Genomic DNA, 20728 nt, shown 5'->3' on the forward strand with positions numbered 1-20728 from the left:
GGATTACTGCTGGTCATCAGGGGTGGAACTCCTACTCGGGCCCCCTCAGGCTAACCCGACAAAGCGGGATGTCTCACCCAAGGCTGACAGAGAGGTCTTGGGCACTGCTGTCCTGCGCGACGACAGTTGGGCGGCTCGGACGGGTCACTTGTACAAGGCACGCAGCGTTCCGTGGATGAACGACGCGAAGGAGGCCGCGCCTTCGTGCACTCCGTCGTGGCCCTCGGCGACCTCGTAGGTCTTCCCGCCCTTCTCCGCCGGGCCGATGAAGGAGTAGATGTACCCCTGATGGGCCATGAACACGACGCAGCCGTCGAGCGACTGCCCGGGAGCCGACTCCTCCAGGATCTCCCGGGCGTGATCCTTGATCCCCAGGATCTCCGGGAACGCGTACGTCTCCCCCCGCAGCGCGGAGAACCCGCCGCCGCCGGCGAGTGCCAGGAACTCCCGGTAGTCCTCGGGGAGGGCGACTCCCTGATCCTCCTCGATCAGCGAGATCTGCTCCGGGGTCAGGCCGACCGCCCCCTTCAGTGATTCGGGGAACGCACTCAGAATCCCTGCCGTCACACCCATGTGCCCCGCACCTCAGAACGTCGTGGAACCGCCCCCGAACAGGACCATGATCCCGCAACGACGTCCCGGTCAGCCCCGGCGGACGGCCTGGCGGGTGCGGCGGGCGAGGCGGTGGGCGCGCTGGACGGCGACGAAGGCGGGCATGGAGTCGGCCTGGGTGAGGCGGTACTTGAGGCGGAGCTGGGGGCTGAGGCCGCTCTGCGCCTCGGGGCCGATGGCCCGCAGGAGGCGGGTGACGTGCTGCTGGTAGGCGGCGCGGTAGGCGCGGTCGCCGTCCGGGACGGTCCAGAAGAACATCGGGATCTCCTCGACCAGGCAGTTGCGGTCGTAGGCGCGCAGGTGCTCGGCGAAGACCGGTTCGGGGCGGGCGAGCAGCCATTCGCGGACGAGTTCCATCGAGCGGACGCGGTCGACCAGGCCGCGCGGGTCGGTCTTCTTCTGGGTGATGGAGAGGTCGCCGTCCTCGCGCACCCGCCAGTGGTAGATCGGGTCGGCGAGCACGTCGACGCGTTCGGCGAGGAAGTGGTGGGGCACGCTGACCGGGGCGTCCTCGTACAGGATGCCCTCGGGGTAGAGCAGGCCGGCGCCGTCGAAGAAGGTGCGCCGGTAGACCTTGTTCCAGGCGGTGCGGTCGGTGACGAGCGCGGGCAGTTCGCCGACGTGGGTGCGCAGCCGGGTCTCGCGGAACGGGCGGCGGTGGCCGTGCGAGGGGCTGAGGCCGGTGGTGCGCAGGCGCAGCGCGTTGCCGGCGGCGAAGTCGGAGCCGGTCTCGTCGAGGGTGCCGATCATCAGCTGGTAGGCGTGCGGCGGCAGGGTGTCGTCGCTGTCGACGAAGGCCAGGTACTCGGTGCCGGGGGTGAGGTGGCGCCAGCCGGTGTTGCGGGCGGCGCCGAGGCCCTGGTTCCGCTGCTGGACCAGTCGGAAGCGCGGGTCCCGTTCGGCGTACTCCTTGGCGATGGCGGGGCCGTCGTCGGTCGAGCCGTCGTCGACCAGGACGCACTCGAAGTCCTCGAACGTCTGGGCCGCGATCGAGTCCAGGCACTCCCCGAGGTAGCGCTCGACGTTGTAGATCGGGACGACGAGGGAGAGACGGGGGGCCATCGCACGGCCTTTCGCTCAGGAGCGGACGGGCCGGGCGGCCGTCGACCGCCGGTCACCGACAGTGGCCCGAGCATACGGACCGTATGCGACCCGTGGGCGAACGCCGGGTTGAATCGAGCGAGCGGATCGGTGCATCCATCGGTCCGTCGGCCGTGTCCCACGGCAACCCGCCCGGACGGGCGGCCCCTTGGGGCGCAAGGGGAAGGCCCCGGACCGCCCGACCGGTCCGGGGCCTTCCCTCACCCGCTGCGGGTCAGGCGCTCTTGACGGCCGCGAAGCGGTCCGACACGTCCTGCCAGTTGACGACGTCCCACAGGCGGGTGACGTAGTCCGGGCGGACGTTGCGGTACTGCAGGTAGTAGGCGTGCTCCCAGGCGTCGAAGGCGAGCAGCGGGGTGGTGTTCTGGCCGACGTTGCCGTGGTGGTCGTAGACCTGCTCGACGATCAGGCGCTGACCGAGCGGCTCCCAGGACAGGATGCCCCAGCCGGAGCCCTGCACGCCGGTGGTGGCGGTGGTGAGCTGCTTCTTGAAGGCCTCGAAGCTGCCGAAGTGCTCGGTGATGGCGTCGGCCAGCTCGCCCTCGGGGCGGTCGCCGCCCTCGGGCGAGAGGTTCTGCCAGAACAGCGAGTGCAGCACGTGGCCCGACAGGTGGAACGCGAAGGTCTTCTGCAGGCCGACCAGGCCGCCGAACTGGTCCTTGTCGCGGGCCTCGGCCAGCTGGTCGAGGGTGTCGTTGGCGCCCTTGACGTACGCGGCGTGGTGCTTGGAGTGGTGCAGCTCCAGGATCTCGGCCGACATCGCCCGCTCCAGCGCGGAGTAGTCGTACGGCAGGTCGGGAAGCGTGTAGGTGCCCATCAGGACACGGCCCCTTTCGGCGGGTTGAACGGTGGTGATCGTGCCGGGTCAACACTATTGCGTATCAGTTGCAAGAACGAAGCATGGGCTCCTGCTTATTCCTCACACGCCGTCGGGCACAATGGCCGCCGTTCGGCGCGCCGGCCGGAAAGGGGTGGGCGACCGCGGCGGGGCGGCGGCACCGGGCCCCCGGCGGGTGATGCGGGCCTGACGCCCGTACGGTCCCCGGCCCGCGCGTGACTCCCGGTCGGGTCCGGAACCTCCACGGACCCGGCACGCGGGGCGGACCTGACAACGTTTCGGTCTCGCCGCCCGGCAATCCTTTCCCGGGGCTTCCCTCCGCGTTCTCCGTTGTGCCATTTTACATGTCACACAGCAAGGCCCGTGCGCCCCACGCAGCACGGCTCCCCCACCCTCAACGGCCCCGGAGGCCCCCACAGATGCGTCCCTCCTCGATAGCGAAGGACGCCGCGCGCAGACTGCCCGCGCTCGGCACCGCGCTCCTCCTCTCGCTCGGCCTGTTCGCACCGGCCGCCCAGGCCGCCGGCACCCCCGGCTCCGCACCGGCCGGGAGCCCGGCCGCCCCGGCCGCACCCGCCGCCTCGACCGGGAAGGCCGCGCCGCGCACGATCCCCGTGCCCAAGTCCCCGGACACCCCCGAGGACGCCCGCCCGCTCGCCTCGGACCCGCGGGCCAAGGCCACCGCCCCGACGGCGGGCAGCTCCGTCGGCGCCGCCAAGTCGGCCCGGCAGTTCTCGGCCGCGGCCGCCTGCGACGTCTCCGCCTTCACCGGCAAGTCCGGTGCCGCGCTGGTCCAGCAGGTCAAGTCGTCCGGCCTCGACTGCGTCAACACGCTGTTCCAGCTGGCCGGCAACGACGCCAAGGGCGCCTTCAACGAGGCCCAGATGGTCACCGTCGCCAACGCCCTGCGCGACACCGCCGCCACCTACCCCGGCAACAACTCCACCTCCGCCGGGCAGCTGGTGCTCTTCCTGCGCGCCGGCTACTACGTGCAGTGGAACAACAAGGACGTCGTGGGCCCGTACGGCGACGGCCTCAAGAGCGCCATCCGCGGCGCGCTCGACGCCTTCTACGCCGCCCCGCACAGCAAGGACGTCACCGACGCCAACGGCGACACCCTCGCCGAGGCCGTCACCCTGATCGACAGCGCCCAGGAGAACGCCCGCTACACCGGCGTCGTCAAGCGGCTGCTGAACGACTACACCGGCAGCTGGCCCGCGGCGATGACCACCGCCGTCGCCAACACCGAGACCGTCATCGAGCGCGGCTTCGACCTGCCGGAGTTCGTCGCCGCCCTCCAGGCCGACCCGTCCTTCGCCACCACCGCGGCGTCCTTCGTCACCCGCAACAGCAGCCTGATCAACGGCGGCGACCTGGTCACCAAGATCGGCATCCAGCTCGGCAACCTGGTGGCCAACGACGCGCTGCGCGCCCAGGGCCGGCCGATCCTCAAGGACCTGATCAACCGCTACCCGCTGGTCGGCAACACCGGTCCGCTCACCATGAACCTGCTCTGGTTCGCGGAGAAGAAGGACGTGGGCAACTGTTCCCTCTACGGCACCTGTGACGTCCCGGCCAAGCTGGTCCCGCTGGTCCTCACCGTCGACCACACCTGCAACGCCAACCTGCGCATCCGCGCCCAGGACATGACCGCGCAGCAGCTCGCCGACACCTGCACCAGCCTGATCAACCAGGACGCGTTCTTCCACAAGGTCGTCAAGGACGGCGGCCCGGTCGCCAACGACAACAACACCAACCTCGAGGTCGTCGCCTTCGACGACTACTACAACTACAGCCTGTACGCCTGGGAGATGTACAAGATCGAGGTCGACAACGGCGGCATGTACGAGGAGGGCGACCCGGCCAAGGCCGGCAACCAGGCCCGCTTCATCGCCCACGAGGCCTCCTGGCTGCGCCCCCAGTTCCAGATCTGGAACCTCAACCACGAGTACACCCACTACCTCGACGGCCGCTACAACATGTACGGCGACTTCGAGGCCGGCATGACCACCCCGACCATCTGGTGGGTCGAGGGCCTCGCCGAGTACGTCTCCTACAGCTACCGCGGCGAGCACTACGACGCCGCGGTCGCCCAGGCCGCCAAGGGCACCTACACCCTGAGCACCCTGTTCGACAGCACCTACGACAACGCGGACTCCACCCGCGTCTACAACTGGGGCTACCTGGCCGTCCGCTACATGCTCCAGTCGCACCCGCAGGACGTCGACGCGCTGCTCGCCAAGTACCGCGCCGGCGACTGGAACGGCGCCCGCACCCTGCTGAAGACCACCATCGGCACCTCGTACGACGCCGACTTCGCCACCTGGCTCAAGCAGTGCGGCGCCGACAACTGCGGCTCGCTGCCCACCAACCAGGCCCCCCTGTGCACCGCCGCCGACACCCGGCAGTTCGACAAGAACTGCCGCCGTGACAACGTGGCCGCCACCACCGGGAACTACAGCTACAGCTTCCTGACCCTGCCGGCCGGCGTGAAGCAGCTGACCATCACCACCACCGGGGGCACCGGCAACGCCGACCTCTACTACAACGCCGGCTCCTGGGCCACCACCGGCTCCTACACGGCCAAGTCCACCACCAGCGGCAACGGTGAGACCCTGACCATCACCAACCCGCCGGCCGGTTACGTCTTCTTCAGCCTCTACGCCCAGCAGGGCTTCGGCGGCGCGACCGTCACCACGACCTACAACTGACCGACCGCGTCACAGGCGGCGTACGCACCGTACGCGCGCACCGTACGCACGGAAGGGCCCCGCGGCTTCGCGGGGCCCTTCCGCGTTCCCGTCCCCCTTCCCCTACCCCGCCCCCTCCCCCGCCGCGAATATCCAGGGGTTATAACGATTCGACCATCGAATAGATCGTCAACACCCCGTAAGAGATCGCATATTCCTCTGTCGAGGGGGTGTCCGGACGGCGAAGTTTCGGTTAGTGTCCATGAACAGATCAACCGGTTCGGCCTCCGGCAACGGAATGCCGAATAGTTCTGACGGCTCGGGTGCGGCATTCTCGCCGTACCCGCCAATCCCCGGAATGGAGAGTTAGTCATGAAGATGGTCAAGGCGCTCGTCAAGAAGTTCAAGAAGAACGACGACCTCGCGAACCACGCGTGGGTGCTGCACGTTATCTAACGTGGCCAGCCGCTGGCGGGGGCCCGGGTCGGCCGTGCCCCCGCCGGCGCCACGGCGCGTCCGGGATTCCCCCCGCGCGCCGCACCGAACGCACTACCAGCCATTTCGCATTGGAGGCCGGATTCCCGTGGAAGAAATGGCGACGGCAACCGCACGCAGCCATTCCATCGTGTTCGCCCCGAGGATTCAGGAGCTGCTGGCCAGGGACGAGAAGGTGTTCCGGATCGACCCGGCGAAGGTCGGCGTCTCGGACTCCCGGCTGATGGCCGAAATCGTCGCGGCCCGCCCCGTCCTTTCCAACGAGCGCTCGGTCTACAAGCCCGCCGCCGGCTCCGACATCCCCCACGACAGCGCGACGCGCACCATCCGCGCACTGGGGCAGGACGCCATGGCGGGCATCCGCAAGCCCCCGCCGCCGGCGCGCGGCATGTCCGGCTCCTGGCCCTACGCCGGCACCTCCTACCTGCGCCGCTGGCTGTTCTCCGCCGACCCGCTGCCGGTCTCGCTGCTGTGGAAGCGCGGCGTCACCCGCTCCGACACCCTCTCCCGGCTCGCCGACCGCGCCGTGACCCGCTGGCCCGGCTCCGCCGACCAGGACGGCCGCACCGCACTCGCCGGGCTGATCCGCGACGCCGACGACCCGCTGGAGCGCAAGCAGGCCGTCGCGATGTACCGGCGGGCGACGGCCACCCTCTGCGACGGCGTGGCCGCGCTGACCGGCAACGCCCTGTGGCTGATGGGCCCGGAACGGGAACGGCAGGAGCACCGCGCCGACCTCACCGATGTCCTCTGGGAGACGCTGCGCCTGCTGCCGCCCGCCTGGATGCTGTACCGCAACGGCGGCGCGGCGTACACCGAACTCCACCCCGAGATCCGGCCCGAGGACGACGTCGCGCTCTTCCCGCTGCTGATGCACCGCCACCCGGACTACTGGTCCGACCCGCTGGAGTTCCGCCCCGAGCGCTGGGACGGCGTCGCGGACCCGGAGAAGACGCCCGGGTTCATGCCGTTCGGCTTCGACGGCGCCCGCTGCTGGGCCAAGCACCTGATCGTGCCGCTGGCCGAGCAGCTGCTGACCGCGGCCCTGGACAACCGGCTGGTCGTCCGCAGCCCGCAGCAGGACGCGCAGGTGCCGCTGCGCTCCCTGCTCTCCGTGCGGTTCGAGGCGCGGGTCGAAGCCTGACGCCCCGGCATCCCGGCATCCCGGCATCCCGGCATCCCGGCATCCCGGCGCCACCGAACACCCCTGACACCACGGGACACACCATGGAATCGCCCACACTGGCCGACTGGGTCGGCGACGTCGACGGCTTCACCGCCCGCCAGTGGCAGCGCGAGCCCGCGCTCTTCCCCCGGAAGGCCCCGGAGACCCCGGAGGCGCCCGCCGCGCCGTTCGACCTCGACGAACTGGACGCCGCCTTCGACGGCGGGCTGCTGCGCACGCCCTACCTGGAGATGGTCCGCTCCGACAAGGTGACCATCCCGCCCGAGGCCTTCACCACCTCGCGCACCGTCAACGGCACGACGCACCACGGCTTCGCGGACCGCGCGAAGGTGCTCGCCCAGCTGCACCGCGGGGCGACACTGCTGCTGCGCTGCGTCGACCAGTGGCACCGCCCGACCGGCGAGCTGGTGGCGCGGCTGTCCGAGGAACTCGACCGGCGGGTGGAGGCCTTCTTCTTCGTCACCCCGGCCGGCGGCCAGGGCCTCGCGGTGCACCGCGACGACGCCGACGTGTTCGTCCTCCAGGCCGCCGGGCGCAAGACCTGGTACGTCCACGACGCGCCGACGGCGGCGGACTGGCGGCTCGGCGAGCTCCCGGAGGACGAGCGCTCCCCGCTGCGCCTGCACGGCGTGCTCGAACCCGGCGGCGTGCTCTACATCCCGCGCGGCTTCGCGCACCGGGCGGTCGGCGCCGGGGGGCTGTCCGCCCACCTGTCGCTGACCGTCCGCGACCTCTCCGTGCAGGACCTGCGCACCGCCCTGGAAGGGCAGTTGGCCGAGGGCCTCGACCTGCCTGCCCGTCCGCTCGGCGAGGCCGCGATCGCCGACGCCTGCGCCGCCCTGCTCGACCACGCCCGGGCGAGGCTCGACGCGCTCGGGCCGGCGGACCTCCTGCGCGCCGCCCGCGCCGCCCGGACCGGCACCACCCAGGCACCGGCGGCACCGGCCGAGACCGCGGAGACCCTTGCTGCGGCCGCCCGCACCTGGGAGTCCGGCGCACCCGCCGACGGACGCACCGGACTCGCCGCCGTCGGCCGCACCTGGCGCCGGCTGCGCGGCGCCGCCGAGTAGCCCACGGCGGCGACGACGACCGCCCGGCGCACGGAATCCACCTCGACGATCCGACTGTCCGTCAGGAGTGGTCGGACCGGCCGAGGTTCGACCCGGCCCGGACCCGCACCCAACGACCGTTTCCCTTTTGCGGAGGGCGCTGGGGCAGACTGCCCACCATGCGATCAGATGATCAGAGAGGCACCCTGCCCAAGCCCGTCCTGCCGGACCTCGCCGCCGCCCGCGCGATCGGCCCCGAGGCCGCCACGGAGGCCCGCTGGGAGGGGCTCGTCCTGCGGTGGGAATGGCTCCAGCACGACATCGGGCACGGCCCCGGAAGCTGCAACGACGGCCTGGTGCGCCTGCTGAAGGCCGCCCGCGCGGAGCCCCGGCTGCGCCGGCTCTTCCCCTGGACCAGCCACTACAACCTGCACTTCAGCCTGTCGACCTCGGTCCCGTGGGCAGCCGCGGGCGTGCCGTTCGCCGTGCCGCAGGACGGCGGCGGCTACCAGATCCACCGCCCGGGCGGCTCCGAGGTGCTCGGCACGCCCGCCACCCCGGAGGAGGCCGTCGCCCTGCTGGTCGAACACCTCCCGCCGGACCTCGGGCCGGTGTTCAACCACCCGGCGGACGGGCCGCGCTGAGGCCGCCGGGGTGGCAGCGCCCCGCACCGGGGGTCACGATGAAAGCCCGGCCACCTCCGGCCCCGGCCCGATCGGAGCACGATGAGCGACCAGCACAACGTCGTCCTGCTGACCTTCCCCGACGCCGCCGCCTGGCGCCCGGCCTTCGACGAGGCGCAGCACCTGCCGGGCCTGCGGATGGTGGCGGCGATGGAGCGCAGCGCCGACGGGCTGCTGGAGGTCACGGACACCTTCACCCGGGGCGCGGGGGTGGCCACCGTCGGCTCGGGCGTGCTGGGCGGCCTGATCGGGCTGCTCGGCGGGCCGGTCGGCGTGCTGCTGGGCTTCGCGGCCGGAGCGGCGATCGGCAACGCGGCCGAGGAGCACCAGGCGAGCGAGGGCGGCGCCGGGCTGATCCTGCTCTCGCCCCGGGTGCCGGACGGCGGGGCGCTGCTCGCGCTGGAGGTCCGGGAGTCCTCGCCCGCCCCGGCGGACGAACTGGCCGACCGGCACGGGGCCTCGGTCGAGCGGATCGACGCGCGCGAGTTCGCCGAGCAGGTCCGGGCGGCCGAGCAGAAGGCCGACGAGCGGAAGGCGGACGGCGCGGGGGCCTCCTGAGCGCACCGGCCTCGCCGTCACTCCCCCGCCGTCACACCCCCGCCCTCACCCGGCCCGCCCTCACTCCGCCCGCAGCGCGTCCACCGTGCGCGACCGCGCCGCCCGTACGGCCGGGAGCAGGGCGCCGAGCAGGGCGATCAGCACGCCGCCGAGGGCGAGCAGGACCAGCACGGGGGTGCCGAACACGTCCAGCGCGGAGGCCGGGAAGGTCAGCCCGGCGCTGCGGCCCATCGCGGGCACCGTCAGGCCGTGCAGCAGCAGGCCCGCCGGCAGTCCGACCGCGCCGCCGACGGCCCCGACCGGCACCACCGAGGCGAGGACGACGCCCACGGTCTGCGCCGGGGTCATGCCGAGCGCCTTGGTGACGCCCGTGTCGCGGGTGCGCTCGCGGATCTCCAGGACGACGGTGTTGAACACCCCGAGCCCGGCGACCACGAGCAGCAGCGCGGTCAGGGTGGCGGTGAGCGAGTTCAGTGCGGCGATCGAGCCGCTGGAGCCGTGCGGCCCGCCGGTGTCCGCGGTCATGTGCTCCGGGGCGAGCGCGGCGCCGAGTGCGGTGGCGTAGGCGGTCCGGTCGGTGCCGGGCTTCAGTTTGACGGCCCAGAAGTCCGGTGTGGGGGCCGTGCCGGGCGGGTAGCTGGCGGCGTCGGTGAACAGCTCGTTGGTCTGCACGTGCGGGTCGAAGACCTCGCCGACGATCCGGACGGTGACCGTCCGGCCGTGGCTCGTGAAGGTCACCCGGTCGCCGAGCCCGACGGAGGCCTCGGCCAGGAAGGTGGCCGGGGCGACGGCCTCGCCCGGGCCCCGGTACCAGCGCCCGGTGACCATCCGGTAGCCCGCCCAGGAGGAGTCGCCGTCGAAGGCGGTCACCGTGGTGCTGCCGGCCACCCCGGGGACGGTGACGTCCTCGGTGCCGTTGCCGAAGTACGCGGCGGTGCCCGGCCGGGCGTACAGCGCCGCGGTGACGACGGCCCGGTCGGCCGGGACCGGCCTGCCCGCCGGAACCGCCCCGGGCGGGCCGTCCGGGCGCGTCGGGTGCACCACGAGGTCCCCGGCGTCCCGTGTCTTCGCCTGCTGCACCCAGCCCATCGTCCCGCCCATGCCCACCGCGAAGACGGCCGCCGCCGTGCCGAACAGCACCGCCGCGAGCATCCCGGCCGCGCGGGCCGGGCGGGCGAAGGGCTGGGCGAGGCCGAGGGTCAGCGGGCGGGGCAGCGGCAGCCGGGCGGCCAGTGCGGCGGCCCGGGTGGCGAACGCGTCCCGCCGGGTGCCGCCCGCCGTACGGCCGACGGCGAGCGCGTCCACCGTGCGCAGCCGTCCGGCCCGGGCCGCGGCGGCCCAGGCGACCAGGGCGACGGCGGCCAGGGTGCCGCCCGCGACGGCGGCGTCCACCCAGGGGGAGAGGCCCGAGGCGGTGGTGCCGTAGAGCGATCCGGTGGTGGCGAGCACCGGGACGGTCAGGGCGTTGCCCGCGACCACCCCGAGCAGGGTGCCGGCGCCGGCCGGGATCAGCGCCTGGGCGACGTACGCGCGCACCACCTGGGCGGGGGTGCAGCCGAGCGCCTTGAGCACGCCGATCCGCCGGGTGGCGGTACCGACGGCGCCGGCCACCACATTGCCCGCGACGAGGACCGACATGGCCGTCCCGAGCAGGCCGAAGGCGACCATGAAGGGCAGGAACAGGGCGGTGTTGCGGTCCGAGCCCTGCTTGGCGGTGAGCCAGGACTGCGCACCGGTGAGCGCCCCGCCGGGGGCGGCCGCGGCGACGGCGGCCCGGTCGGCGGCCATGGCGTCGGCGCTGCCGGTGTCCGTGAAGCGGTAGAGCATCTCGTAGCCGGGGGTGCTGCCGGGTGCGGTGAGGGCGGCGATGCCGTCCGGGGTCACCCAGGCGTCCGAGGTCCGGCTTACGGAACGGGCGAAGCCGACGACCCTGAGGGTGGGCGCGCCCGGCAGGCCGGGCAGCCGCAGGGTGCCGCCCGGTTGCCGGGGCTTGTCGCCGTACCCGGCCTCGATCACCACCTCGCCCGGCTGCTGCGGCCAACTCCCTTGGAGCAGAGTGACGTCGTCGACGCCGACGGTGGCCGCGGCGCGGCCGGTGACGGTCATCGGCGCCATCGTGATCCCGGGCGGCAGGTCCGTACCGGAGCCGGGCTCGGGGTCGACGGTGACGGTGCGGTACGGCCCGGCGGCGGCCGTCACCCCGGGGGCGTGCGCGGTGGCGGCGAGCTGGTCGGCGCTCGCCCGGGCGCCGTCGAAGCGCGCGGTGAGGTGGGCGCCGTGCTGGCCGTCGAAGGCCTGCTCGAAGGGGGCCCGGGAGGCGACCAGCAGCGAGCCGCCGAGGACGGAGCAGCTGGTGGCCACCAGCGCGGCCAGTCCGACGGCGACGGACTGCGTCCGGCGCCTGCGCACACCGGCCCGGACGACCCTGCCGAGCGCGGTCATGACGCCACCGCCGGAGCCGAAGCCGAGTCCGCCTCGACCCGGCCGTCCCGCATCCGGACCGTCCGGGTGGCGCAGTCCTCGGCCAGGGCCAGGTCGTGGGTGACGAGCAGGACGGTCTGCCCGTCCTCGTGCAGGTCGCGGAACAGCTCCTTGACGTCCTCGCCGGCGGCCGAGTCCAGCGCGCCGGTCGGCTCGTCCGCCAGCAGCAGGGCCGGCCGGTTCATCAGCGCCCTCGCCACCGCGACGCGTTGGCGCTCGCCGCCGGAGAGCCGGCCCGGGTGGGCGCGGGTGTGCCGGTCGATGCCGAGCGCCTCCAGCAGTTCGGCCGCCCGGCGCCGGGCCTCGGCGCGCGGGACGCCGGCCAGTTCGCCGGCCAGCACCACGTTGTCGGCCACGGTGAGGTCGTCCAGCAGGTTGAAGAACTGGAAGACCATGCCGATCGCGCCGCGCCGGTAGCGGGCCGAGGCCGCCTCGCCCAGCCGGTCCACCCGCACCCCGGCCACGGTGACCGTCCCGGCGCTGGGCCGGTCCAGCCCGGCGACCAGGTTCAGCAGGGTGGACTTCCCGCTGCCGGACGGGCCGAGCACGGCCACCGACTCCCCCGCCCGCACGCTCAGCGTGACGTCGTCCAGGGCCGCCCGGGCGCCCTCGTAGTGGCGGCTCACGCCGCTCAGTTCGATCACCGGATCGCTGCTCATGTCCCCGCTCCTGGTCGCTTCCCGTCTGGTGCCGCGACGAAGGTACGGACGGGCGGCGCGGGTCCGCGTCCGCCGACCGCCGCAGGTTCCGTACCGCGTCGGGTGGACGGCCGCCGGTGTCATGCCTCCGATGTAGTCGTGGGGAGTACCGGCCACCCCCCGGGCCGCGGGGCTGTCCCGCGGGGCCCGTGGCCCCCACAATGTCCCGGTGATCAACCATCCGACGGTGCGCCGGCTGCGCGCGGCGGTCCGCCCGGCCGACGGCCCGGGCACCGCGCCGCCGCCCCGGCCGACCCGGCGCGGCCAGGCCTTCGACGTGGCCCTGGCCCTCTTCCTCGCCTTCACCGGCGGGCGCTACGCGACCATCGCGGGCGGCCCGCACGGGACGGCGCCGTCCTGGCTGCTGCTGCTGGTGCCGCTCGTCCCGCTGCCGCTGGTCCTGCGCCGCCGCTACCCGCTGGCGGTGCTGTGGACGGTGCTGCCGGCCGCGCTGCTGGTCCGGCACCAGTCGCAGGACATCGCGTACTCGGCGGGCGTGGCGGTGGTCGTCGCCGCGTACAGCGCCGCCGCGTACGGGCGCCGCCCCCGGACCCTGCTGCTCGGCCTGCCGGCCGCCACCGCCGCCCTGGTGGTGCTCTTCTCCGCGGCCAAACTGCCGCACTTCCCCAACGGGGTGATCGCCGTCCTGCTCCTGGTGCCGGTGTTCGCGGTCGCGTACGAACTGCGGATGTGGCGCCGCCGGGTGGAGGAGGGGCGGGAGCGGCTCTCCGCCCTGGAACGCGAGCAGCTGGCCGCGCTGCAGCGCGCGGTGGAGCTCGAACGGGCCAGGATCGCCCGGGAGTTGCACGATGTCGTCACCCACAACGTGAGCATGATGACGATCCAGGCCGGGGCGGCCCGCAAGATCCTGGACACCGCGCCGGAGAGGGCCCGCGAGGCGATGCTCGCGGTGGAGTCCGGCGGCCGCGCGGCGATGACCGAACTCCGGCACGTGATGGGCCTGTTGACCATCGACTCGGAGAGCGCCGACAACCCGGCCGCCGGGGCCGGCCTCAGCCCGCAGCCGGGCCTCGGCCGGCTGGAGACGCTGGTCCACGGCGTCCGGCAGGCCGGCCTGCCGGTCGAGCTGACCGTCCGCGGCGAGCGCCGCGCCGTCCCGCCCGGGGTCGAGCTGGCCGCCTACCGGGTCGTCCAGGAGGCGCTCACCAACACCGTCAAGCACGCGGGCGGCGCCCACGCCGCGGTGACCGTCGAGTACGCCCCGGACCGGCTGCTGGTGGAGGTCACCGACACCGGGGGCCGTCCCACCGGCGCCGCCGCCACCGGCAACGGACGCGGCCTGCTCGGCCTGCGCGAACGCCTCGCCGTCTACGGCGGCACCCTGCACACCGACCCCCGGCCGCGCGGCGGCTACCGCGTCAAGGCCCTGATTCCCCTGGAGAGTTCATGACCGAGCAGCCGCTGCGGGTGGTGGTCGCCGATGACCAGGCCCTGGTCCGCACCGGGTTCCGGCTGATCCTGGAATCGGAGGGCATCGAGGTGGTGGCCGAGGCCGAGGACGGCGAGCGGGCCGTCGCCGCCGTCCGCCGCTGCCGGCCGGACGTGGTGCTGATGGACATCCGGATGCCCGGCCTGGACGGGCTGGAGGCCGCCCGCCGGATCCTGGCGGACGACGCGCAGGAGCCGCCGCGGATCATCATGCTGACCACCTTCGACCTCGACCACTACGTCTACGCGGCGATGGCCGCCGGGGCCAGCGGCTTCCTGCTGAAGGACGTCACCCCGGAGCACCTGGCGGCCGCCGTCCGGCTGGTCCGCACCGGGGACGCGCTGCTCGCCCCGGCGATCACCCGCCGTCTGGTCGAGCGCTTCGCCCGCCCGGAGAGCCCGGCCGGCCCCGCCGCCGCCCCGCACCGGGAGCTGGGCACGCTCACCCCGCGCGAGCTGGAGGTGACGGGGCTGCTCGCCCGCGGCCTCAGCAACGCCGAACTCGCCGCCCGGCTGGGGCTGTCCGAGGCGACGGTGAAGACGCACGTGGCCCGGATCCTCGGCAAGCTGGGCCTGCGGGACCGGGCCCAGGTGGTGGTCGCGGCGTACGAGACCGGGCTGGTCAGCGTGGGGTCCGTCGCCGATCCGGCCGGGGGCCGGTGACGCGCGACGGGAGCCCGGGGCCTTGCCGCCCCGGGCTCCCGTCGTCAGGCGCCGCGGATCAGCGGAGGTCGAAGCGGTCCGCGTTCATGACCTTGACCCAGGCCGCGACGAAGTCCTCGACGAACTTCTCCTTGGCGTCGTCGGCCGCGTACACCTCGGCGACGGCCCGCAGTTCGGCGTTCGAGCCGAAGACCAGGTCGGCGCGGGTGCCGGTCCAGCGCACCCGGCCCGAACCGTCCCGGCCCTCGAAGGTGTGGGCGTCCTCCGAGGTGGCCTTCCATGCGGTGTCCAGGTCCAGCAGGTTGACGAAGTAGTCGTTCGTCAGCACGCCGGGGGTCGCGGTGAGCACACCGTGCGTGGACCCGCCGTGGTTGGCGCCCAGCACGCGCAGGCCACCGACCAGGACGGTCAGCTCGGGCGCGCTGACGCCCAGCAGGTTGGCCTTGTCGAGCAGCAGGTACTCGGCCGGCAGCCGGTTGCCCTTGCCGACCCAGTTGCGGAAGCCGTCCGCCTTGGGCTCCAGCGCGGCGAAGGAATCGGTGTCGGTCAGCTCCTGCGGCGCGTCCACCCGGCCGGGCGCGAACGGCACCTCGACGGCCAGCCCGGCCGCCCTGGCGGCCTGCTCGATGCCGACGCCGCCGGCCAGCACCACCAGGTCCGCGAGCGAGACCCGCTTGTCGCCGGCCTGCGCGTCGAACTCCTGCTGCACGCCTTCCAGGGCGCGCAGCACCGTGGCCAGCCGGTCGGGCTCGTTGACCTCCCAGCCGATCTGCGGCTGGAGCCGGATGCGGCCGCCGTTGGCGCCGCCGCGCTTGTCGCTGGAGCGAAAGGAGGAGGCCGCCGCCCAGGCGGTGGAGACCAGTTCGGACACCGACAGGCCGGTGGCGTTGATCCGCCGCTTGAGGTCGGCGATGTCGGCCGCGCCGATCGGCCGGTACGTGACCCCCGGCAGCGGGTCCTGCCAGAGCAGGTGCTCGCTCGGGACCTCGGGGCCGAGGTAGCGGACCACCGGGCCCATGTCGCGGTGGGTCAGCTTGTACCAGGCGCGGGCGAAGGCGTCGGCGAACGCCTCCGGGTTCTCCAGGAAGCGCCGGGAGATCGGCTCGTAGACCGGGTCGAAGCGCAGCGACAGGTCCGTGGTGAGCATGATCGGCACGTGCCGCTTGGCCGGGTCGTGGGCGTCCGGGACGGTGCCCTCGCCGCCGCCGTCCTTGGGCTTCCACTGGTGCGCGCCGGCCGGGCTCTTGGTGAGCTCCCACTCGTAGCCGAACAGCGTCTCGAAGAAGCTGTTGTCCCAGGTGATCGGGGTGGGCGTCCAGGTGCCCTCCAGACCGCTGGTGATCGCGTCGCCGCCGACGCCGGTGCCGAAGGTGCTCTTCCAACCGAGGCCCTGCTGCTCGATCGGGGCGTCCTCGGGGGCCGGGCCGACGCTGTCGGCCGGGCCGGCGCCGTGGGTCTTGCCGAAGGTGTGGCCGCCGGCGATCAGCGCGACGGTCTCCTCGTCGTCCATCGCCATCCGGTAGAAGGTCTCGCGGATGTCGCGGGCGGCGGCGATCGGGTCCGGGTTGCCGTTGGGGCCCTCGGGGTTGACGTAGATCAGGCCCATCTGGACGGCGGCCAGCGGGTTCTCCAGCTCGCGGTCGCCGGTGTAGCGCTCGTCGCCGAGCCAGGTGGTCTCCGGGCCCCAGTAGACGTCCTCGTCCGGCTCCCACTCGTCGACCCGGCCGCCGCCGAAGCCGAAGGTGGCGAAGCCCATGCCCTCCAGGGCCACGTTGCCGGACAGGATGATCAGGTCGGCCCAGGACAGGGCGCGCCCGTACTTCTTCTTCACCGGCCACAGCAGGCGGCGGGCCTTGTCGAGGCTGGCGTTGTCGGGCCAGCTGTTCAGCGGGGCGAAGCGCTGCTGGCCGCCGCCGGCGCCGCCGCGGCCGTCGCTGATCCGGTAGGTGCCGGCGCTGTGCCAGGCCATCCGGATGATGAAGGGGCCGTAGTAGCCGAAGTCGGCCGGCCACCAGTCCTTCGATGTGGAGAGGGCCTCCTGGATGTCCCGCTTGACGGCCGGGAGGTCGAGGGTCTTGAAGGCCTCGGCGTAGTCGAATCCGCCGCCGAGCGGATTGGCCACCGCCGGGTTCTTCGCGAGGATCTTCAGGTTGAGCCGTTCCGGCCACCACTGGCGGTTCCCGCCGCCCTGGGTGGGGTGCGGCGCCCGCCCGTGGTTCACCGGGCAGCCCTCCGCGTTCGCCTCTACGCCGGTTGCATCGTGGTTGTCAGACATGGGAATCCTTCCCTCACAAGGCGGATCACGGTGTCTTCATCTGCTACCTACGGCACCTACTGCTGCTGTCTGGTCCTGGCGCGCCGCGTGTTGCCACTGCTGTCACTGCCCGCCGTCGCGCACGGCAGTGACGGGAGTCACATACTGCTGCCACCCAGGCTAGCGCCGGAGCCGATCCTACGATGGACGGAATCCAAGTCAAGAAAGACACCAAAGCCATATCCGATCGGGAACCGGAAGGCACCGGAGGTGAATTGGTAAACTCCGGTCCTCCCCTTGACCTGAATAGGTGAACCGATATGAGTGACCTGCTGGAGCGGCTGCGCGGGCGCGGCTGGCGCCTCACCTCCCAGCGGCGTGTCGTGGCCGAGGTCCTGGACGGCGAGCACGTGCACCTGACCGCCGACGAGGTGCACGCCCGGGCGGCGGAGCGCCTCCCGGAGATCTCCCGGGCGACGGTCTACAACACGCTCGGTGAACTGGTCACCCTGGGCGAGGTCGTCGAGGTGGCCACCGACGGGCGCGCCAGGCGCTACGACCCGAACGCCCACCACCCCCACCAGCACCTGGTCTGCACCGGCTGCGGCGCCATCCGCGACGTCCACCCGCGGGGCAATCCGCTCTCCGACCTGCCGGTCGAGCAGCGCTTCGGATTCGCCGTGGTGCAGGCGGAGGTCACCTACCGGGGGCTGTGCCCGGACTGCGCGGGCTGACCGCCCCGGCGGCCGACCGGACGCGGGACGGTGCCCGGCGGCACGGCCCCGGGCGCCGCGGGCGCCCCTCGGGCACCGCGGGCGGGACGCGGCGGCTGCACCGGTCGACGGCCGGGATCCCGTAGGGTCGGCCAATGGCGAAGTACTTCGACGTGCATCCAGAGTCCCCCCAGCCGCGCACCATCGGCACCGTGGCCGCCGGTCTCCGGTCCGGGAACCTCATCGCGTACCCGACCGACTCCTGTTTCGCCCTGGGCTGTCGCCTGGAGAACCGCGACGGCCTCGAACGGATCCGGTCGATCCGGCGTCTCGACGACCGCCACCACTTCACGCTGATGTGCATGGACTTCGCCCAGCTGGGCCAGTTCGTCCACATCGACAACGACGTCTTCCGCGCCGTCAAGGCCTCGACGCCGGGCAGCTACACCTTCATCCTCCCCGCCACCAAGGAGGTGCCGCGCCGCCTGATGCACCCGAAGAAGAAGACGGTCGGGGTGCGGATCCCCGATCACGTCGTCACCCGGGCCCTGCTCGCCGAACTCGGTGAGCCCCTGGTCTCCAGCACCCTGCTCCTCCCCGGCGAGGACGAGCCGATGACCCAGGGGTGGGAGATCAAGGAGCGGCTCGACCACGTGCTGGACGCCGTGCTGGATTCGGGCGACTGCGGCACGGTGCCGACGACGGTCGTCGACTACTCCAGCGGCGAGCCGGAGATCGTCCGGCGCGGGGCCGGCGACCCCGCGCGCTTCGAGTGAGGGGCCGGGCACCGCGGCGGCCATGACGCCGGGGACCCTTCGGGCCCGGCTCGGGGCCGGGCCCGAAGGGTCCCCGGGAGGGAACGCCTCGGTGGAGACCGGTGTGACCGGTGTGACCGTGCGACCGGTGTGCTCAGCGGGTGCCGAGGCGGTCCGGGGCCGGGCGCGGGGCGGCCACCGGGGCCGCGGCGGTGTCCGGCGCCGTCGTGGTCGGTGCCGTCGTGGTCGGGGCGGCCGGGGTGGGGCGCAGCGGCCACCAGAGGGAGCGGCCGAGGAGAGCGGCCAGGGCCGGGACCACGCCGAGCGAGAGGACCAGGGCGGAGAGCAGGATGCCGAGGGTCAGCGAGAAGGCGATCTGCTCGCTGCCCGGGGTGGTCGCCAGGGTGGCGAAGGAACCGGCCAGGACGAGACCGGCCGTGGCGACGGTCGGGGCGGTGTGCCGGACGGCGCGGGCCACCGCGGCGCGGGGCGCACCGGGCCGCCGCATCTCCTCGCGGATGCGGTCGGTGACGAGGATGTTGTAGTCGGTGCCCAGGGCGACGACGAACAGGAACAGCACCAGCGGGAGCGTGAAGGCGACGCCCGGCTCGCCCAGGCCGTGCTGGAACAGCAGTGTGGCGGCGCCCAGGGTGGCGGCGAACCCGAGGCCGACGGCGAGCATCAGGACCACCGGGGCCAGCAGGCTGCGCAGGAGCAGCAGCAGGATCAGGGCGATCAGGGCGGCCGCGACCGGGAAGACCACGGTCAGGTCGTGGTCGACGGCGGTGGAGATGTCGGCGAAGACCGCCGCCGTGCCGCCGACGTGGGCGCTGGTCCCGGGCGGGGTGTGCGCGGCGACCGCGGCACGGACCGGGCCGGAGGCCAGGTCGCGGGCCTGCTGGCTCTGCGGGTCGGCGTTCAGGTAGACCTCGATCCGGGCCGCGCGGTGATCCTCGTTGAGGACGGTCCGGCCCACCTGGCCGACGCCCTCGACCCCGGTCAGGGCCCGGGAGAGGCCGTCGAACCGGCCGGCGTCGAGGGTGCCGCCGTCCTGGGCGACGAGGTAGACGGCCGTCGGGTCGGAGACGCCGGCCGGCAGGGCGCGGGAGATCTCCGCGGCGGTGGCCGCGGCCGCCGTCGTGGAGCCGTCCGCCAGGCTGTAGTCCATCCGCAGCCCGGCCGTGCCGGCGGCCAGCGCGCCGAGCAGGGCGACGGAGGCCGCCAGCAGCGCCAGCGGCCGGCGGGCGACGAGGCCGCCGAAACGGGCGGCGACGCCCTCACGCGGAACCCGCCGCAGACCGCGCGAGGGCCAGAACATCCCGCGGCCGCAGGCGGCGAGCAGGGCGGGCATCAGGGTGAGGCTGCCCAGCAGCATGACCAGCACCGCGACGGCGATGGCCGGGCCGAGCGAACGGAACTGGCCGAAGGTCGCCACGCCCAGGGTGGCGAAGGCGGCGACGATGGTCAGCGCCGCGGAGGTGATCGCGGTGCCCACCCGGCCCGCCACCTCGGCGGCCGCCTCCCGAGCGGGCTGGTCGGGCCGCGCCCGCAGGTGCTCGCGGAACCGGAAGAGCAGGAACAGCAGGTAGTCGACGCCGATGCCGAGCAGGACCACGGAGATCAGGCCCGGGGTGGAGGCGTCCAGCTTCAGACCGGCGAGCGCCGCCGCACCCGCCACGGCTCCGCCGGCCACGCCGCCGATCACGGCGACCGCGAGCAGCGGCAGCACGGCCGCGAGCACGCTGCGGAACACCAGCACGTTGAGCAGGACGATCAGCACCGTCACGAGGGCGCTGCCGATCATCGCGGCGGTCCGGTTGGCGTCGGCGCTGTCGGCGGCCTGGGCCAGGCCGCCGGTGAACCCGGTGCGCATCCCGAGGTCGGCGAAGCGCGCGCGGGCGTCGTCCCGGAAGGCCTTGTAGACGCCCTGCACCCCCTCCTCCGTCGCGTTGCCGGTCAGCTCGACCGAGAGCAGTTCGAAGGTCCGGTCGGGCGCCACCATGGCGGGCGCGATCCGGGGCGTCTGGGAGTGGTCGGGAACGAGGAACTTCGGCTCGTCCTCCTTCCTCGGCATGACGACCCGGCGCCCGGCGAGCTTCGCCGCCTCGGCCTCGACCTGCTGCTGGTCGGCGGCGGTGAGCGCCCCGCCGTCGGTCCGGGCGACCAGCACCGTGATCGTGGTGGCGTCCGGCTTCACGCCGAAGTTGTCCTCGGCGATGCGCAGCGCGGCGGCCGAGTCGTAGCTGCGCGGCAGGAAGTCCCCGCTCTGGGACCCGGTCACCCGGGACATCAGCATCGGTGCCAGGACGCTCAGCCCCATGCCCAGCACCGCCCAGACGGCGATGACCTTCCACGCGTGTCTGGTGGCGAATCCGGTCAGTGCGCGGATCACGATTCCTCCGGCTGATGGACGCGAACGTCGGTGTCGGCGCCGGGGGTTCCCGGCCTGTCTCCAGACCATCAGGGCGAGGGGGTCCCGGGCGTCCGGGCAGCGGACGATCCG

Annotated in this window: 16 protein-coding genes; 9 read left to right on the forward strand and 7 right to left on the reverse strand. The window is 73.4% G+C overall.

What is annotated here, in order from left to right; all coding sequences use genetic code 11:
- Positions 1 to 144: 144 nt before the first annotated feature.
- The 3 genes from ACFWJ4_RS32510 to ACFWJ4_RS32520 form a co-directional block, all read right to left on the reverse strand.
- A complete protein-coding gene (locus ACFWJ4_RS32510) occupies positions 145 to 573 on the reverse strand; it encodes an SMI1/KNR4 family protein (RefSeq protein WP_359898764.1) in 429 nt (142 codons plus the stop codon).
- 69 nt (positions 574 to 642) lie between these two features.
- Complete coding sequence (locus ACFWJ4_RS32515) at positions 643 to 1674, reverse strand: glycosyltransferase family 2 protein (RefSeq protein WP_380550490.1); 1032 nt, start codon at positions 1672 to 1674, stop codon at positions 643 to 645.
- A 253-nt stretch (positions 1675 to 1927) separates the two neighbouring features.
- Positions 1928 to 2530 (reverse strand): superoxide dismutase, encoded by a 603-nt coding sequence (locus ACFWJ4_RS32520; RefSeq protein WP_359898768.1) that lies wholly within the window; start codon positions 2528 to 2530, stop codon positions 1928 to 1930.
- A 440-nt stretch (positions 2531 to 2970) separates the two neighbouring features.
- On the opposite strand from ACFWJ4_RS32520, the gene ACFWJ4_RS32525 reads away from it, so the two are divergent.
- From ACFWJ4_RS32525 to ACFWJ4_RS32545, 5 genes are all read left to right on the forward strand, one after another.
- Positions 2971 to 5262, forward strand: a complete 2292-nt coding sequence (locus ACFWJ4_RS32525) for a M9 family metallopeptidase (RefSeq protein ID WP_380550493.1) — start codon at positions 2971 to 2973, stop codon at positions 5260 to 5262.
- Between the two features lie 571 nt (positions 5263 to 5833).
- Positions 5834 to 6880 carry a cytochrome P450 gene (locus ACFWJ4_RS32530; RefSeq protein WP_380550496.1) on the forward strand — a complete coding sequence of 349 codons (1047 nt, stop codon included), beginning with the start codon at positions 5834 to 5836 and terminating at the stop codon, positions 6878 to 6880.
- Between the two features lie 83 nt (positions 6881 to 6963).
- On the forward strand, positions 6964 to 7992 hold the full coding sequence (locus tag ACFWJ4_RS32535; RefSeq protein WP_380550499.1) for a JmjC domain-containing protein: 1029 nt from the start codon (positions 6964 to 6966) through the stop codon (positions 7990 to 7992).
- Between the two features lie 158 nt (positions 7993 to 8150).
- Positions 8151 to 8615: a DUF6193 family natural product biosynthesis protein gene (locus ACFWJ4_RS32540; protein ID WP_380550502.1), complete on the forward strand. Its 465-nt coding sequence runs from the start codon at positions 8151 to 8153 to the stop codon at positions 8613 to 8615.
- An 81-nt stretch (positions 8616 to 8696) separates the two neighbouring features.
- Entirely contained in the window at positions 8697 to 9212 is a 516-nt protein-coding gene (locus tag ACFWJ4_RS32545; RefSeq protein WP_380550505.1) for a histidine kinase, read from the forward strand.
- Positions 9213 to 9272: 60 nt separating this feature from the next.
- Here ACFWJ4_RS32545 and ACFWJ4_RS32550 read toward each other — a convergent pair whose 3' ends face one another.
- Both ACFWJ4_RS32550 and ACFWJ4_RS32555 read right to left on the reverse strand, forming a co-directional pair.
- The gene (locus ACFWJ4_RS32550; RefSeq protein WP_380550508.1) at positions 9273 to 11654 is read right to left on the reverse strand and encodes an FtsX-like permease family protein; all 2382 of its coding nucleotides are present in this window, start codon (positions 11652 to 11654) and stop codon (positions 9273 to 9275) included.
- The gene (locus tag ACFWJ4_RS32555; RefSeq protein ID WP_380550511.1) at positions 11651 to 12352 is read right to left on the reverse strand and encodes an ABC transporter ATP-binding protein; all 702 of its coding nucleotides are present in this window, start codon (positions 12350 to 12352) and stop codon (positions 11651 to 11653) included. The genes ACFWJ4_RS32550 and ACFWJ4_RS32555 overlap by 4 nt, the downstream gene beginning before the upstream one ends.
- A 211-nt stretch (positions 12353 to 12563) precedes the next feature.
- On the opposite strand from ACFWJ4_RS32555, the gene ACFWJ4_RS32560 reads away from it, so the two are divergent.
- Both ACFWJ4_RS32560 and ACFWJ4_RS32565 read left to right on the forward strand, forming a co-directional pair.
- Complete coding sequence (locus ACFWJ4_RS32560) at positions 12564 to 13802, forward strand: sensor histidine kinase (protein WP_380550541.1); 1239 nt, start codon at positions 12564 to 12566, stop codon at positions 13800 to 13802.
- Positions 13799 to 14503, forward strand: coding sequence for a response regulator (locus ACFWJ4_RS32565; RefSeq protein ID WP_380550514.1), 705 nt, complete (start codon positions 13799 to 13801; stop codon positions 14501 to 14503). Before ACFWJ4_RS32560 ends, ACFWJ4_RS32565 begins: the two co-directional genes overlap by 4 nt.
- A 58-nt stretch (positions 14504 to 14561) precedes the next feature.
- On the opposite strand, the gene katG is transcribed toward ACFWJ4_RS32565, so the two are convergent.
- The gene (gene katG / locus ACFWJ4_RS32570; protein WP_380550517.1) at positions 14562 to 16778 is read right to left on the reverse strand and encodes a catalase/peroxidase HPI; all 2217 of its coding nucleotides are present in this window, start codon (positions 16776 to 16778) and stop codon (positions 14562 to 14564) included.
- Between the two features lie 299 nt (positions 16779 to 17077).
- Here katG and ACFWJ4_RS32575 point away from each other — a divergent pair, with 299 nt between their 5' ends.
- Both ACFWJ4_RS32575 and ACFWJ4_RS32580 read left to right on the forward strand, forming a co-directional pair.
- On the forward strand, positions 17078 to 17491 hold the full coding sequence (locus tag ACFWJ4_RS32575; protein WP_380550520.1) for a Fur family transcriptional regulator: 414 nt from the start codon (positions 17078 to 17080) through the stop codon (positions 17489 to 17491).
- 134 nt (positions 17492 to 17625) lie between these two features.
- Positions 17626 to 18246: an L-threonylcarbamoyladenylate synthase gene (locus tag ACFWJ4_RS32580; RefSeq protein ID WP_359898790.1), complete on the forward strand. Its 621-nt coding sequence runs from the start codon at positions 17626 to 17628 to the stop codon at positions 18244 to 18246.
- 133 nt (positions 18247 to 18379) lie between these two features.
- On the opposite strand, the gene ACFWJ4_RS32585 is transcribed toward ACFWJ4_RS32580, so the two are convergent.
- Entirely contained in the window at positions 18380 to 20617 is a 2238-nt protein-coding gene (locus tag ACFWJ4_RS32585) for an MMPL family transporter (protein WP_380550523.1), read from the reverse strand.
- Between the last annotated feature and the right edge of the window lie 111 nt (positions 20618 to 20728).

This window comes from Kitasatospora sp. NPDC127067 (assembly GCF_042724755.1).
GTDB classification, from domain to species: domain Bacteria; phylum Actinomycetota; class Actinomycetes; order Streptomycetales; family Streptomycetaceae; genus Kitasatospora; species Kitasatospora lactacystinica.

Excerpts from the sequence above, each read along its gene's own strand:
- ACFWJ4_RS32510 (WP_359898764.1), bottom strand. The coding sequence starts at position 573 with ATGGGTGTGACGGCAGGGATTCTGAGTGCGTTCCCCGAATCACTGAAG.
- ACFWJ4_RS32515 (WP_380550490.1), bottom strand. The coding sequence starts at position 1,674 with ATGGCCCCCCGTCTCTCCCTCGTCGTCCCGATCTACAACGTCGAGCGC.
- ACFWJ4_RS32520 (WP_359898768.1), bottom strand. The coding sequence starts at position 2,530 with ATGGGCACCTACACGCTTCCCGACCTGCCGTACGACTACTCCGCGCTG.
- ACFWJ4_RS32525 (WP_380550493.1), top strand. The coding sequence starts at position 2,971 with ATGCGTCCCTCCTCGATAGCGAAGGACGCCGCGCGCAGACTGCCCGCG.
- ACFWJ4_RS32530 (WP_380550496.1), top strand. The coding sequence starts at position 5,834 with ATGGCGACGGCAACCGCACGCAGCCATTCCATCGTGTTCGCCCCGAGG.
- ACFWJ4_RS32535 (WP_380550499.1), top strand. The coding sequence starts at position 6,964 with ATGGAATCGCCCACACTGGCCGACTGGGTCGGCGACGTCGACGGCTTC.
- ACFWJ4_RS32540 (WP_380550502.1), top strand. The coding sequence starts at position 8,151 with ATGCGATCAGATGATCAGAGAGGCACCCTGCCCAAGCCCGTCCTGCCG.
- ACFWJ4_RS32545 (WP_380550505.1), top strand. The coding sequence starts at position 8,697 with ATGAGCGACCAGCACAACGTCGTCCTGCTGACCTTCCCCGACGCCGCC.
- ACFWJ4_RS32550 (WP_380550508.1), bottom strand. The coding sequence starts at position 11,654 with ATGACCGCGCTCGGCAGGGTCGTCCGGGCCGGTGTGCGCAGGCGCCGG.
- ACFWJ4_RS32555 (WP_380550511.1), bottom strand. The coding sequence starts at position 12,352 with ATGAGCAGCGATCCGGTGATCGAACTGAGCGGCGTGAGCCGCCACTAC.
- ACFWJ4_RS32565 (WP_380550514.1), top strand. The coding sequence starts at position 13,799 with ATGACCGAGCAGCCGCTGCGGGTGGTGGTCGCCGATGACCAGGCCCTG.
- katG (WP_380550517.1), bottom strand. The coding sequence starts at position 16,778 with ATGTCTGACAACCACGATGCAACCGGCGTAGAGGCGAACGCGGAGGGC.
- ACFWJ4_RS32575 (WP_380550520.1), top strand. The coding sequence starts at position 17,078 with ATGAGTGACCTGCTGGAGCGGCTGCGCGGGCGCGGCTGGCGCCTCACC.
- ACFWJ4_RS32580 (WP_359898790.1), top strand. The coding sequence starts at position 17,626 with ATGGCGAAGTACTTCGACGTGCATCCAGAGTCCCCCCAGCCGCGCACC.